At 36.7% G+C, this 13745-nt stretch carries 13 protein-coding genes and 2 pseudogenes; 11 read left to right on the plus strand and 4 right to left on the minus strand.

Going from position 1 to position 13745, the window contains the following annotated elements; translation table 11 throughout:
• Positions 1–23 precede the first annotated feature (23 nt).
• The 10 genes and pseudogenes from BN1875_RS03520 (at position 24) to BN1875_RS03560 (ending at position 7567) form a co-directional block, all read left to right on the plus strand.
• A complete protein-coding gene (locus BN1875_RS03520) occupies positions 24–686 on the plus strand; it encodes a response regulator transcription factor (protein ID WP_048603485.1) in 663 nt (220 codons plus the stop codon).
• The gene (locus BN1875_RS03525) at positions 683–2029 is read left to right on the plus strand and encodes a sensor histidine kinase (protein WP_048603486.1); all 1347 of its coding nucleotides are present in this window, start codon (positions 683–685) and stop codon (positions 2027–2029) included. Before BN1875_RS03520 ends, BN1875_RS03525 begins: the two co-directional genes overlap by 4 nt.
• Before the next feature lie 141 nt (positions 2030–2170).
• Positions 2171–2536, plus strand: a pseudogene (locus BN1875_RS13795) (VanZ family protein); the annotation flags it as partial.
• 159 nt (positions 2537–2695) lie between these two features.
• Positions 2696–3274: pseudogene (locus tag BN1875_RS13510) on the plus strand (M15 family metallopeptidase); the annotation flags it as partial.
• Between the two features lie 28 nt (positions 3275–3302).
• Entirely contained in the window at positions 3303–4346 is a 1044-nt protein-coding gene (gene vanA / locus BN1875_RS03535; RefSeq protein ID WP_048603487.1) for a D-alanine--(R)-lactate ligase, read from the plus strand.
• Between the two features lie 473 nt (positions 4347–4819).
• The gene (locus BN1875_RS13800) at positions 4820–5161 is read left to right on the plus strand and encodes a hypothetical protein (protein WP_048603488.1); all 342 of its coding nucleotides are present in this window, start codon (positions 4820–4822) and stop codon (positions 5159–5161) included.
• 57 nt (positions 5162–5218) lie between these two features.
• A complete protein-coding gene (locus BN1875_RS03545; RefSeq protein ID WP_048603489.1) occupies positions 5219–5668 on the plus strand; it encodes a pyridoxamine 5'-phosphate oxidase family protein in 450 nt (149 codons plus the stop codon).
• 307 nt (positions 5669–5975) lie between these two features.
• The gene (locus BN1875_RS03550; RefSeq protein WP_048603490.1) at positions 5976–6503 is read left to right on the plus strand and encodes a methylated-DNA--[protein]-cysteine S-methyltransferase; all 528 of its coding nucleotides are present in this window, start codon (positions 5976–5978) and stop codon (positions 6501–6503) included.
• 12 nt (positions 6504–6515) lie between these two features.
• Positions 6516–7064, plus strand: coding sequence for a bifunctional transcriptional activator/DNA repair enzyme AdaA (locus tag BN1875_RS03555; RefSeq protein ID WP_048603491.1), 549 nt, complete (start codon positions 6516–6518; stop codon positions 7062–7064).
• Between the two features lie 161 nt (positions 7065–7225).
• Positions 7226–7567, plus strand: coding sequence for a hypothetical protein (locus tag BN1875_RS03560; RefSeq protein WP_048603492.1), 342 nt, complete (start codon positions 7226–7228; stop codon positions 7565–7567).
• Positions 7568–7735: 168 nt separating this feature from the next.
• Here the strand turns inward: BN1875_RS03560 and xerS are convergent, their stop codons facing one another.
• Together xerS and BN1875_RS03570 are read right to left on the minus strand one after the other, a co-directional pair.
• Complete coding sequence (xerS, locus tag BN1875_RS03565; protein WP_048603493.1) at positions 7736–8848, minus strand: tyrosine recombinase XerS; 1113 nt, start codon at positions 8846–8848, stop codon at positions 7736–7738.
• 921 nt (positions 8849–9769) lie between these two features.
• Positions 9770–10669, minus strand: coding sequence for a helix-turn-helix transcriptional regulator (locus BN1875_RS03570; protein WP_082147237.1), 900 nt, complete (start codon positions 10667–10669; stop codon positions 9770–9772).
• Positions 10670–10731: 62 nt separating this feature from the next.
• Between BN1875_RS03570 and BN1875_RS03575 the strand changes: the two genes are divergently transcribed.
• On the plus strand, positions 10732–11127 hold the full coding sequence (locus BN1875_RS03575; RefSeq protein ID WP_231586066.1) for an effector binding domain-containing protein: 396 nt from the start codon (positions 10732–10734) through the stop codon (positions 11125–11127).
• Between the two features lie 47 nt (positions 11128–11174).
• Here the strand turns inward: BN1875_RS03575 and BN1875_RS03580 are convergent, their stop codons facing one another.
• Together BN1875_RS03580 and BN1875_RS03585 are read right to left on the minus strand one after the other, a co-directional pair.
• Entirely contained in the window at positions 11175–12281 is a 1107-nt protein-coding gene (locus tag BN1875_RS03580) for an NADH-dependent flavin oxidoreductase (protein WP_048603496.1), read from the minus strand.
• A gap of 220 nt (positions 12282–12501) precedes the next feature.
• Positions 12502–13740: an L-lactate MFS transporter gene (locus BN1875_RS03585; RefSeq protein WP_048603497.1), complete on the minus strand. Its 1239-nt coding sequence runs from the start codon at positions 13738–13740 to the stop codon at positions 12502–12504.
• Between the last annotated feature and the right edge of the window lie 5 nt (positions 13741–13745).

Raw genomic sequence — 13745 nt, forward strand, 5'->3', positions numbered from 1 at the left:
AATTTCTAATGGGAGGGGAAAATATGGTTGTACGGATTTTGCTCGTCGAAGATGATGAGAATATTTGCAATACAGTAAAAACTTTTTTGACTGAAGCGGGGTATGAGGTGGATGCCTGTTCAGATGGAAATGATGCGTATGAAAAAATGTATGAAACCATCTATCAGTTGGTGATTCTGGATATCATGCTGCCGGGAATGAATGGACATGAGCTTTTACGGGAATTACGGAAGCTTAATGATACCCCTGTTTTAATGATGACAGCTCTATCTGATGATGAAAATGAGCTAAAAGCCTTTGATGAAGAGGCCGATGATTATGTAACGAAACCATTTAAAATTCAATTATTACTAAAACGGGTGGAAGCTCTGCTTCGCCGAACAGGTGCTTTATCAAAGGAGCTTCACCGGGGGAAACTGACACTTTTTCCAGAAAGCTTCAACGGAACTTATGACGGAGAAGAGTTAGGACTTACATTAAAAGAATTTGAGATTTTAATGCTGATGATTCAAAGCAAAGGGAAGACGCTCACCCACGAATTTATTTTGTCTCGTGTTTGGGGCTATGAATTTGAGGGGGACGAAAGTACAATTCATACCCACATCAAAAATTTAAGAAATAAACTGCCGGAAAATATTATTAAAACAGTACGCGGCGTGGGTTATTATTTAGAGGATAAACCATGAGGAAAAATGGGATTTTTCTAAAAATATTCAGCTATACGATTCTTGCCATGCTGTTTTTAGTTCTTGTCACGGCGGGATTATTTTATAATCAGTTTTTCACCTTGTATCGGTCGGTGGAAAAAGAGCAAATTTTTACTTCTTATCAGCCATTAGTAAATCGAGTAAAAAACAGTGATTATGACAACATCCCGGAGGTAGCTGAAAAATTTTATAACGAGAATCAATCTTTTGAATTTGCGATTGCTAGTGGTAGAAATCAGGAAATTTACGCCACTCCTGAAGCAGATATTACAGCTGATGCACAAAAGGATTTTTATTATGTCGTTTATAAAGATGATTCCTTGGGGTATTCCATTATTGCCCAAACTCGTCCAGTTCTGACGAAATTTCATCGGGAAATGCTCTTGCGGGGATTACTTATTTTTATCTTTATTGTGATTTTGTGTTTAGTGATTGCGTATGTTTTTACAAAGCAAGTTGCTGATCCCATTAAAAGGCTGGCAGAAGATACAAAGAAAATGTCTAAGCTTGAAGATATGACCCAAAGTTTGCCGAATCGTAAAGATGAATTGGGGGATTTATCCCGAGATATTCATTCAATGTATCATAAACTAAAAGAGACAATTGCCCACCAACAAAATGAGATTATCCGCGAGCGGGAGATGGAAGAAGCTCAAAGAGATTTCTTTTCAGCGGCTTCTCATGAATTGAAAACACCGATTGCTGCCACGAGTATTTTATTAGAGGGGATGCTGGCAAATATCGGAGAATATAAAAATCATCCTAAATATTTGCGGGAATGTTTGAAATTAATGGATAGGCAAAGTGAGCTGGTTTCTGAGATATTGGAATTAGTTAAACTGAACGATGGAAAAATAATTGCATCACCTGAAAAAGTAGATTTACTTTCGTCTGTCAATGAAGCTCTACTGCCATACCAGTCATTGCTTGAAGAATCAAGACAGGTTATCAAGATAACTATTCCAGCAGAAACATTTATTCTTGCTGATGTGAACATGTTAAGAAAAGTCTTGTCCAATGTCCTAGCCAATGCGCTACAAAATTCTCCGAATGAAGCGACAATTTGTATTTGGAGTGAAGAGTATTCTGACAGTTATCGACTAAACGTCTTGAATGCACAGGCGCAAATCGATAATAAAATTTTGACAAAGATTTTTGACCCATTTTATCGAGGAGACAAAGCACGAACGGGAAAAGAACATCGCAGTGGACTAGGTCTGACCATCGTGCAAAGACTACTGAATGAAATGAATACCGAATTTAAATTAGAAAACACGGAAAAAGGCGTATTGTTTCAAGCTGCTTTTCCCAAAAGTATCTAAATAAATGTAGAAACGACCATGAAATTGGTCGTTTTTTTTGTCTCTACAGAAAAACTACAGGAAATATCCAGTTTAGATACAGATAGCTTTGCCATAATAATGACCGTAGAACAAAGTTATTACTTTTAGAGGAGAAATCATATGAAAAAAGCAACTATTGAAAAAATAATCATTACCATATTACTGGTCGTTTATCTACTGATTGTTCTCAAACTATCTTTTTTTCAAGTTGAAAATTTAGGTGGACGAAGCATCAATATCATTCCATTTAGGGGCGGAGCTTCTCTAGCTGGAGCCAGTAAGTTGTTAGGAAAAGCTCTTTTATTTGTCCCATTTGGATATATGGTTACGGTCCTATCATCAAAACATCGCCATTTGCTACGCATTTTGGCAGGATCATTTTTTCTGAGTCTGACGCTTGAACTAACGCAATATATTTTGGCTCAAGATATTTCTGATGTCGATGATTTACTTTTAAATACGGTTGGTGGTCTAGGTGGATTTTTTTTCTATACTTTTGGAAGTCGATTTTTCAAAACGAAAAAAGGGTGGCGGACTACCGGCAGCTTCCTTTTGATACTTGTAGCAGGGCTGGTTTATTTCATTGGTATACCAGAGAATAAACATGACTTTTTTGAGGAATCCGTGCTTGGTTTTGCTACGACAGATGCGCAGTCTACAATAAAAACGACTACTGATTCATCTGACTGGGCTCTTATTCTTGTTAATAAATGGCACACAATACCTAACAACTATTCGGTAGAATTAAAAGAACTATCGAATGGGCAATTAATTGATCAGCGAATTTATCCTTTTCTGCAAAAAATGTTTGATGCAGCAAGAGCAGAGAATGTTTATCCGGTAGTTGTGTCTGGATATCGAAGTACAAAGGAGCAACAGAAATTGCTGGATGAAAAAATTGCTGAGTATCAGTCTGAGGGGTACGGTAAAAATCAAGCAGAAGAAAAAGCGGAACAATGGGTTGCACTTCCTGGAACGAGTGAGCACCAATTAGGAATTGCCGTAGATATCAATGAAGATCAGCTGCGTTCTTCCTCTGAGGAGGTGTATGGCTGGTTAAAAATAAACGCCCATAAATTTGGGTTCATCAATCGTTATCCCGCAAATAAAACAACCATAACTGGAGTAATCAATGAGCCGTGGCATTATCGATATGTGGGGGTTGCTGCTGCTACAAAAATTTACGATCAAGCAATCTGTTTAGAAGAATATTTAGCGCAATAATAAACTAATTTTAGAAGGGGAAATCAGTATGAATAAGTTAAACATCGTCATTTTATTTGGAGGAGCTTCAGAGGAACATGAAGTTTCTGTAAAATCCGCAAGAGAAATTGCCGAGCATATCAATACAGAAAAATTTCAACCAATTTATATTGGAATCACCAAAGAAGGTGCCTGGCGATTATGCGATAGGCCAAAAATTGGCTGGGAGCAGGAGAGTTGTCAGCCAGCAATCCTTTCACCGGACAAAGCGATTCACGGATTGATTGTCTTAAAAGAAAAAGAATATCAGCTTATTCCTGTTGACGTAGCTTTTTCAGCGCTTCACGGAAAAACCGGAGAGGATGGAGCAATCCAAGGATTATTTGAATTATCCGGTATTCCTTATGTAGGGTGCGGAATTGAAAGCTCCGTTATCTGTATGGATAAGGCATTGACTTACACCGTTGCCAGAAACGCCGGATTTTTAACTCCAAATTTTTCAGTCATTAATGAAGAGACAAATATTGCAGAAAAGAACTTTTCCTATCCTGTTTTTGTCAAACCTGCACGATCAGGCTCCTCCTTTGGCGTGACAAAAGTGAAAAAACAAGCAGAGTTATGGGCTGCGATTGAAGCAGCTAGGAAATATGACACCAAAATCCTGATTGAAGAAGCGGTTATCGGAGCGGAAGTTGGTTGTGCTGTCTTAGGAAACCGCGACAATCTTGTCGTTGGTGAAGTTGATCAAATTACCTTATCCCATGGTATTTTTCGTATTCATCAAGAAGAAACACCGGAAAATGGTTCAGAAAATTCTTTTTTTACCGTCCCAGCTGATATACCGGCTGAAAAAAGAAAAGAAATTCAACATACTGCTAAAGAAATTTTTCGAAGTTTAGGTTGTGAAGGACTTGCCCGTATCGATTTATTTTTGCGTGAAGACGGGCAGTTGGTAATCAATGAAATCAATACTTTACCAGGGTTCACCTCTTACAGTCGATACCCCAGAATGATGGCCGCAGCAGGTAACTCTCTTTCTCAACTGATTGAGTCCTGTATTGAGCTGGCCTTGGAGAATAGACTGAAAGTATAAATAGTTTTTTACCTATCTATGAAGAATTATGATTAATGAGGATCATAATTCTTTTTTTTTGCTTTCAATGCAATCGTTAAACTGGTATGTATTTATTGGGTAATAGCAAAAAGAAAACCATCAATTACACCCGAATCTCTTGATAAATGAATGATTACCAGGAATATCCTACAAAATGAATAAGTAAATGTAACGACTATTGATACGCAAAAAGAAATTTTTTTCTATCAACTCTAGTTTTCGCCAAATTTCTTGATATTTTTTATAACTTGTCATAAATTGTTCACTTGAGACTAAAAATTGACACGTTTTTGTTTTTAAATTCTTATATAATAAAATAAATGAGTCGCAATTCTACAGAGCATTTTCTAATGACAAGAACGCGTTACAAGTACAAATTTTAGAGAACTCTATAGGTAAAAAGTGCTCAGAATTTCTCAAGAAAAATTTAGTAAGAATAGAGTGGAAGTAATATGATTATTTGGCGAGGAAAAGGTGGATTAGTGCTGTTAGCACTTATTATCGGGAGCGTTCCAGGTTACTGGTTTATTAATCGTCTGCCATTAGATGATTCAAATCCTATAATTTTCTTTATAGAAGGTTTGTTTACTACGCTATTAACTGCGGGAATAAATTATTTTCTGACGAAACGCTATATTTCAGATGAAGTCCAAACCTATGTGAATGAGCAGACAGGCGAACGGGTTCAAGTAAAAGATCGATCCTCACTGTTTTTCATACCAAATAAATATTGGACATGGATTTTCTTGATTTTTGGAATTGTTTTGAATGTAGCGGTTACCTTACGCATGTAGTTGTTAGATAACCAAGTGTGGTTTCCGTGAAAAAATGAACAGAAAGAAGTGACACAAATGGATCACAACAAAATGACCATCGCAGACTATTTACAATTTTTAAAAGATGAAATTCAGTATACCGTCTTTTCAACAGTAGATAAAAATGGCATGCCTGAATCTCGTATTATTGATGTGATGCTCATAAAGGGAAATAAGTTATTCTTTTTAACCGCAAATACTAAACCATTTTATACTCAACTATTAACTCACCCATACGTTGCGATTACGGGAATCAAGGGAGAAGATACCATGTCTTCAATCTCAATCACAGTCAAAGGGAAAGTGGAAGAAATTGGGACAAAATATTTAGATGAAATTTTTGAAAAAAATGCCTATCTAAATCAGATTTATCCAACACCAACGAGTAAAGAAGTGCTACGGGTCTTTGAACTAGCAAAGGGCTCTTTGGGCGTATACGATTTGCGCACGAAACCACTCTACCAAAATTTATTAGAGATTAAATAGGAATACCCGCATTTATTAGGGATAAGATCATCCAGTCGAAACCATCAAACGTTTGGGCTAGTTTCAAACGTTGACTAGCCTCTAAAAATTTAGCCTTATAAAAACAATATATAATAGCAGGGACTGATTGCCAAAAAATTGGGTAATTTTCTCTGCTTTTTTATTTATAAAGGACATCCAAACAATGAATTAAAAAGCCACATAGTGATATTTTTTGCACCTAATTTTTGTTACTATTAGATTACGTAGGAACCTAATTAGAATTATATGGTGTCGTTTAGCAGCTTTAAACAGGAGGATCAGAAATATGCTATATAAAAGTGACTATTTATCACCGCTAGGTAAGCTAGATATTTTGTGTGATGAAAAAACAGTTAAAGGTATTTGGTTCGAAAATCAATCGTATCATGGTTCACAATATGATTTATCAGTCATAAACAGCGGAAGCAATCAGGTCACCAAATGGGTAAAAAAGTGGTTAGAACAGTATTTTGCAGGGAAAAATCCAGAAGTAGACCAATCATTCCTTGCACCCGAAGTAACAGAATTTCGAAAAAAAGTATTGGAAATTTTAGAAGGCGTACCTTATGGTCAAACAATTACTTATAAAGAAATTGCTGATAAGATATTTAACCGAGAAAATGGCAAAAAAAGTTCTGCCCGCGCTGTTGGGGGAGCTGTTGGACACAATCCAATAACTATCTTAATTCCCTGTCATAGAGTGGTGGGAACGGATGGATCTTTGACGGGCTATGCCGGTGGAATGAATCGCAAAATTGCATTGTTGGCTTTAGAAGGAGTAGAAAGAAAAAAATTGGAAAATATACGCATTTAAAGGAGGCATAAAATGGTCACTAACAAAGAATGGCAAGCAATTGTGGAAAATGATGAAACCTATGATGACCTGTTTCGTTACGCAGTAAAAACAACCAAGATTTTTTGCCGACCTTCTTGTCATTCACGTATCCCGAATAAAGAAAATATAGAAATATATTACGATTTGAATGAACCAGAAAAACAGGGCTATCGCCCCTGTAAAAGATGCCGACCAACGGATGAAGTAATCGATGATGTGATGTGGGCAAAGGAGATAGAAACAATTTTACAGCAAAATTATCAATTGAATCTGACATTAGAGGAGTTATCTTATTTGGCTCGCGGATCAGAATCTCATTTGCGGCATGTTTTTAAGAAAGTAACCAACCAAACACCGCAGCAAAGATTAATGGCTATTCGGATGGACCATGCAAAAAGAGAATTACTGAATTCAACTAAGACAATAAAAGAAATTGCTGCTGACATAGGATTACCTAATGTTTCTTATTTCATTCGAAAATTTGGCGAATATTATGGTCAATCTCCGAAACAATTTAGGTTACACAATGAGCAGAGTTAATATTCGTTTCTTATTTCAAATCCTTTTGAAGGAAATGGGGCATGATGGTGATATAGTCGGCAGACGTATTGTCAGTCCTATTTATTTCACTAATCTGAGTTGGTCGCGAATACATAAGCAAAATGTCTATTGATGTTATAGTATCTTTAGGAGAATAATAAATGAAAAAAAGAGTAGTTATATTGTCGTTGTTAGCAATACTGACCATCTTCGCCGTTCTTTTCTTTACTAGAGTAAATAATGCCAATCAAACAGTACTGGATGGTACCATTCTCAACATAGAAAAAACGGACGACAGGTGTTCATTTATCCTGCTAGCAACAACTAATCCTGAAATAGAAAGAGTAGAATTAGCAGTTACTACTAAAAATTATCTGGAATTTGCTAAAGAACTAAAAATCAATACATCCGTGGTCATTACCTTTGAAGGTGAATCAGCTGTTAATACTGTATCACCAGTTACTATTAACGCAACTATTCTTTCAGTCACTTCAAAAAACTGAGGAAGTTGAATTTTAACCTGGCTGACAAGCAACTGGGCAATACTCGATAATTGAATGTTTTCTATGGAAGTATTATGTTTTTTCAACAAAAAAGCAGAGAAATAATCGCCAAAATGAAAATGGCGGATTTTCTCTGCTTTTTTGTTGTTGAAATATAAAGTTCATTTTTCACAAGTTATTCAGTGCATCCTTGGTATCATCGTTGGCAATACTTGTATAAAGAGTAGTGGTAGAGGTATCCTTATGGCCCAGTTGTTTTGCTGTGAGCATAAGATCCAACGTATTGAGATACAGGCGAGTTGCCATGGTATGCCGCATTTTGTGAGGAGAAATGCGAATTTTGAACATCTCAGAATATTTACCAACCATTTTTTCGATGGCAGAACCAGTCATTCTTTTGGCTTGTTTACTGCTTCTAGAAAGAAAAAATGCAGGTTCATCCTCATCTGGTTTATAACGACTTGCTCTAATTTCGATGTATGCTGCGAGATATTCCATTGCTTTTGCACCAATATAAACGGCATCATCTTTAGCACCTTTACGGACAACTCGAACCCGATTTTTTTCAAAGGATAAGTCTTCTAAATCAATATTGACGACTTCTGAAAGTCGCAAACCGGAGTAGAGAATCAATGCATTGATGGCGAGGTCTCGTTCTTTGTCACGATCATAAAATTTTTTTGCCTGAGCAGAAATTTTTGTCGGATAAATTGTTTCAATAAAGTCCAGATATTCCTGCGTTTGCTCTCCTAAAAAAAGATAGTCAGAAATTTTATCTGCCCGAGCTTGTAGTGTCATTTTGACAGCAACACTCTTTACTTCATTCATCGGATTATGCTCGAGATAGGGTTTATGCCATTTATTCGCAGAACTTTCAGTCAAAAATTTAAAGAGAACCTTTAAGGCAGTGATTGCTCGTTGCACGGTCACCGTTGATAACTTAGCTTTTCTAGCTTTTTTCTTTGGTGAACTAGTCGCAACTTTTGCTTGAGCAGCGGGGGAGCGATGTGGTTTTCTCGTTTGTAAAAATGCTTTATAATCATTTAATTCCAGAACAGTCAACTTTTGCATCGATGCAATCGAGATATCAGCCGGCTTTGTTTCAGCAACCAAATGATGTTGTGTCAGATATTCAAAGAAGGGACGATAATTTTTTAGATACTCGTAAATTGTAAGAGGAGAGTACTGTCCGACTGTTTTTATCTTTACAAATTCAGAAACAAACTCGGGCATGTTTTTTAATTCATCTTGAATACATTCATAAATACGTTCTTCATCCATTCTTTTTCATTCCTTTCAATTATAGGGTAGGGAAGATCCTATAATAATTATAATTGGTATATACCGAAAAGTCAACGAAAAAACTCATAATCTTTGATAACACAATGATATTTTCCGATAAATAAGCAAGTACGCAAAATAGGGCTATGTGAAATTGCAAAAATATTCTAGTAAATCAAAGTCTATCTAATTTTCGGAAAAGAACCGTTTTTTAAGAAAGATTGTTATTTTATAAATAAAAAAGGGAACAAGTAAGTAAGTGAATAAATCTTTGGTTTTTACTTTGCTAGGAAAAAGTTTTCCCAATAATTGTCTTAAAGAAAATCGTCAGTATTCACGAACTAGAATATTATTTTAGAATTTTCAATTCCTTATATGACTTAAAAAATTCAAACCAATTGCTGAAGGTTTATATGAAAAAAACAACCGCTATACATTAAAAATCTAATTCCTAGTTTACATAATTTTTATACAGTTGATTCGTTTCTTTTATTGCCTAAACAAAACAATTTTTATCGCTGAAAGCTATGGAAAAGAATAATTTTTTCAATAATTAACCACGTTAGCAACCTGTATCTAAAAGATTAAGTATTATCATAGGTTAAGTTGCTTCATTTTCATTGAATAGCACTCGTTTTGTATGGAGGTATTTGTCTTTCTATCCATCTTTCCTGAAAATCTGTATTTTTCTGAAAGATGGATTGTTAATCGACAGAGCCTTTATACCTATAGCTAACCCCTAACTGCTTCGTATATATTCATGAAACAAAATAAATTTAGGAATACGTCATTGATTAGCTATAATTCCTGAACCAATTTTCTAAATTACTATCTAAGAAAAAATTTTTGCGGATAGTCATTTAGAAAAACAGCAGGGAAATCCTATAATTTATAGGAGAGATAAAGCAGAAAATTCCAATTTTATCCACTAAATTTTCCAATATAGCCCTGAATTCGTTCCTGTAATTTCTTTTCAACCATATCAGGAATTTCCAGAATCTTACACTCCTCACCAAGAAACAACAACCAATTGATGGCCTCTTGAATTTTTTTAGAATCATTTAAATCAATAAATCCTTTTACAATGGCTGTTGACTGAAACGGTGAAGTATAAGCCAGCAGTAAATGAATTGGATGGTATTTTTTAAATTGTGAGATGGCAGTACCACTAAGCTGCAACTTGAAATTGTTTACAGGTGCTTGTTGCGTCAATAACATACGAATCTTTTTTTCTGTCCATGTGTTCTTTGAGGGTGCCAAATTAATCTCCAGAATATCTTTAACAAAAATTATTTTCTCTTCTTTTTTGTCGAGATCAAAGCCATCAATTAACCATGCTCCATTTTCTTGATAAAGGTGAAGAAGATAAATGAAGGAAGTTTCCTGTCTGTTCCCCTCTTCCACCACTATATTCAGATAAACATCTTTCAAAGCTAAACGGATGACTTTCTCTACCATAGGTGAAGGCTGATCGCTGAGTTCGAGCAGCTCCGGATTTTTAGCATTAGTGCTCGCAAACTGAATCAACTGATTCAAAATAATCAATTCCTCCTGCTGGCTTTCAGAAAGCAGTCCTAATAATTTCTCGGTCAAAGACTGGCGACTTTTTAAATAAGGAAGCTGCTGATTGCGTGTAGCCATAAAAGCAAGAAAAAGCGCCTTTACCTCATCGTCTTTGAACCGAATCGCAGGTAAAAGAGAATTTTGAATAACGGAATAGCCGCCATCTCGACCAACTTCTGAGACCAAGGGCATACCACTGGCCTCAATTTCTCGCACATCGCGAATAGCTGTCGCACGGGAAACTTGAAACTCGGTCATTAATTCAGAAATTGTACGTTGCCGGAACAGGCGTAGAATTAAAAAGCCATTACACAGATTTTATGGGGATCAATCAAGAAAAAGCAGATTTTTATAAAAAAATTCAAACAAACGGAACTTTTGATAAATTGAAATCAGTAGCAAAAACACCAGAATTATTTCTAGTAAATGAAGCTTATGACGATAAAATGATGTATTACTTCGGAGTACAGACGGATGAAACATTGCCGGAAGTCACTCGTAACATTGAATTTCCTACAAGCGAATATCTTATTATCTCTGGAACTTCTTCTGATATTGAATCTTTGGCTATGCAATTAACGGGTAGTGCTTTTGGAGACGTTCTGATGAATCTTTCTGACTATGCCTATGTAGGTGGTCCTAATACTGTCGTTGTGAATGAACAAAAAGAAAATCAGGTAACGGGTGAAATCTGGATTCCAGTGGTAAAACAATAATCGAAAAAAGTGTATCTGGACTCGAAAATCCGGATACACTTTTTAGGTTAATCAATTAATCGTTCTGGCATCATATTGATTAAAAATTCCCAGACACCATCATGTAAAAGCAGTTCTTCACGGTCATACTGGCTAAGACGGGTGCGTAATAGTTCTTCTTGATTATTCAAGACCTTACTTGGCCAATGAGGATCAATCAAGATTGCCCGTCCAATCGCAACAAAATCTGCTTGTTTTAAGACATTTTCTGCATCCTTTTTGGTTCGGACATTCCCTACACCAATCAAAGGTAGCCGATGATCAATTTTCTCTGCCACATAATCCATCATTGCTTTGTTTTGGTAGTTTTCACTGACAGAGACTTTCGCAAAATCGTTAAGAGAAAGATGTAGGTAATCCAGTTTTTTATTTGCTAATTGATCGACAAGGAACAAAGTATCGTCAAATCGAATTCCTGGCGTTTCATATTCTTCTGGAGAAAAACGATATCCCACAATAAAGTCTTCCGCGTCGCTTTTATCCACTGTTTCCAAGACCTTATCTACCAATAAATCAATAAAATGAAATCTTTTATCTAACGTACCGCCCCATTCGTCTTCCCTACGGTTGGAATGAGGAGAAAAGAATTGCTGAATTAAATAAGTGTTGGCTCCATGCAGCTCAACCCCGTCAAACCCTGCTTTAATGGCTCTTTCAGTAGCCTTTGCAAAATTATCAATCAAGGTGTAAATTTCTTCTGAAGTCATTTCACGAGGTGTTTCTGCCTTTGGACGTTCAGCGGCAACCGCGCTGGGTGCGATAGTTTGGGTTCCCCGCAAAATCGCTGAGTTTGTCATTCGTCCTCCATGAAAAATTTGCAGAATGGCTTTCGTACCATTTTCTTTGATGGTTGAAGCCAATTTTGCTAACCCGGGAATAAAACGGTCATCATACACGCCTAACTCCCCTTCCCAGCCTTTTCCATCTTCCTGAACGTTTGCTGCACCAGTAATTACTATGCCAGCTTCACCAGAGCGCAAGCCATAATATTCCCGTTCATCTTGCGTTACTACCCCATCATAAAAAGACATTTTTGTAGTCATTGGTGCCATAACGATCCGATTTTTTACTGATAATCCTCTTGGAAACGTAAACGTTCCGTCTATTTTTGTCATTCTTATCCATCCTTTTATTTTTCATTACTCTAGTTATAACATTCTTTCCTCACTTTTTAAAAGAATGTTGTTTTTGGAAGAGATTTCACCTAAGTAAGGTGTATTTTAAAATTAGTTAATATCTATCAGTCACAGAAATATTTTATCTTGTTTACTATACCAAAATTAAAAGCCGCTTCTCCTAAAAAAAGGAAAAACGACCCAAGTTGTCTATTTTTGATTATCTGCCTTTAACCAATGGTTCTGCTTGTTGGTTTTTCTTTCGTTGGATATAAACGAGATCCAACAATAGTCCCACAACAGCTAGTACAATTGCTGTGTAGAAGGCTTGGGTAAAGTCACCATTGTGGTTCGCTGCCATCCCGGTTGCAACTTTTGGTCCAAAAAAGGCTGCCGTCGAATACCCGATAAAAACGATACCGTAGTTAACACCTTGATTGACAGGACCGTAGTTTTCCATAACCATTGATGGAAAAACTCCCATCACGCCACCAAAACATAGACCTAAGCCGATAATACCGATAGCAAAAGCTGCCGTTCCCGAAAGCAAAGCTAATACTAATAGTGAACAAGCCACCACAGTATAGATAATCAGCAACGTTTTTGTCCGCCCAAGACGATCAGAGACGGTTCCCCAAAGAACGCGACCCAAGCAATTGCTTAGAGAATAAAGACTTACGTAAAACGCAGCAGCTGCCGCAGTTAAACCAAACATTTCTTGTCCAATGACTGCAGCATTTGATGCAATCATCAATCCGGAGAATGCACCGACCCCCAGCATAAAAATAATTAAATAAAATTCTGGTGTCTGCAACATCTTTTTCCAATTTTTATTAATTGAACTATTGCCACTTTTTACAACCGGCGCTGTCCATCCCTTTGGCTTGAAGTCAGTCGGTGCATTTTTAATAAAGAAATTGGCAACGACAACGACAAGTATATAGGCGATTCCTAACATCCTAAATGCGTACAACGCATCCTGTGATTCAATCAGACTATTGGCAATTGGTGCAGCAATAATTGCAGCACCCCCCATTCCTGCTGTGATTAGTCCGGATGCTAAGCCACGTTTGTCTGGAAACAAGCGTAAGGTGTTGCTTAGGCAAGCAGAATAAGCAAATCCTTGCCCCAAACCAGCTAAAATACCATAAGTAAGATAAAGCATCCCTGGCGAATTTACTAGTCCAGTCAAGAAAAATCCTACGCCGAAAAGAATCCCACCAAAGAAAATCGTCCATTTGGCTAACCCTCTATCTGTTAGAAACCCACCAAGAATCATAGTGATTGGTCCAACAGCGGCATTAATAGTAAACGCCAACATAATTTCTGACATGCTCCAACCCTTTAATTGACTTAGTGGACCTGCAAAAACGCTAAACGCATACACTGCACCAGTACACAGCAAGACTGCTGTTGAAGCAATTAGAACTGGCCAGCGATTCAATGATTTATTTTCCATTTTCT

This window comes from Enterococcus massiliensis, assembly GCF_001050095.1.
Classification (GTDB): Bacteria; Bacillota; Bacilli; order Lactobacillales; family Enterococcaceae; genus Enterococcus_C; species Enterococcus_C songbeiensis.

Coding starts and splice junctions, on each gene's coding strand:
- BN1875_RS03520 (WP_048603485.1), top strand. CDS start 24: ATGGTTGTACGGATTTTGCTCGTCGAAGATGATGAGAATATTTGCAAT.
- BN1875_RS03525 (WP_048603486.1), top strand. CDS start 683: ATGAGGAAAAATGGGATTTTTCTAAAAATATTCAGCTATACGATTCTT.
- vanA (WP_048603487.1), top strand. CDS start 3,303: ATGAATAAGTTAAACATCGTCATTTTATTTGGAGGAGCTTCAGAGGAA.
- BN1875_RS13800 (WP_048603488.1), top strand. CDS start 4,820: ATGATTATTTGGCGAGGAAAAGGTGGATTAGTGCTGTTAGCACTTATT.
- BN1875_RS03545 (WP_048603489.1), top strand. CDS start 5,219: ATGGATCACAACAAAATGACCATCGCAGACTATTTACAATTTTTAAAA.
- BN1875_RS03550 (WP_048603490.1), top strand. CDS start 5,976: ATGCTATATAAAAGTGACTATTTATCACCGCTAGGTAAGCTAGATATT.
- BN1875_RS03555 (WP_048603491.1), top strand. CDS start 6,516: ATGGTCACTAACAAAGAATGGCAAGCAATTGTGGAAAATGATGAAACC.
- BN1875_RS03560 (WP_048603492.1), top strand. CDS start 7,226: ATGAAAAAAAGAGTAGTTATATTGTCGTTGTTAGCAATACTGACCATC.
- xerS (WP_048603493.1), bottom strand. CDS start 8,848: ATGGATGAAGAACGTATTTATGAATGTATTCAAGATGAATTAAAAAAC.
- BN1875_RS03570 (WP_082147237.1), bottom strand. CDS start 10,669: ATGACCGAGTTTCAAGTTTCCCGTGCGACAGCTATTCGCGATGTGCGA.
- BN1875_RS03575 (WP_231586066.1), top strand. CDS start 10,732: ATGGGGATCAATCAAGAAAAAGCAGATTTTTATAAAAAAATTCAAACA.
- BN1875_RS03580 (WP_048603496.1), bottom strand. CDS start 12,281: ATGACAAAAATAGACGGAACGTTTACGTTTCCAAGAGGATTATCAGTA.
- BN1875_RS03585 (WP_048603497.1), bottom strand. CDS start 13,740: ATGGAAAATAAATCATTGAATCGCTGGCCAGTTCTAATTGCTTCAACA.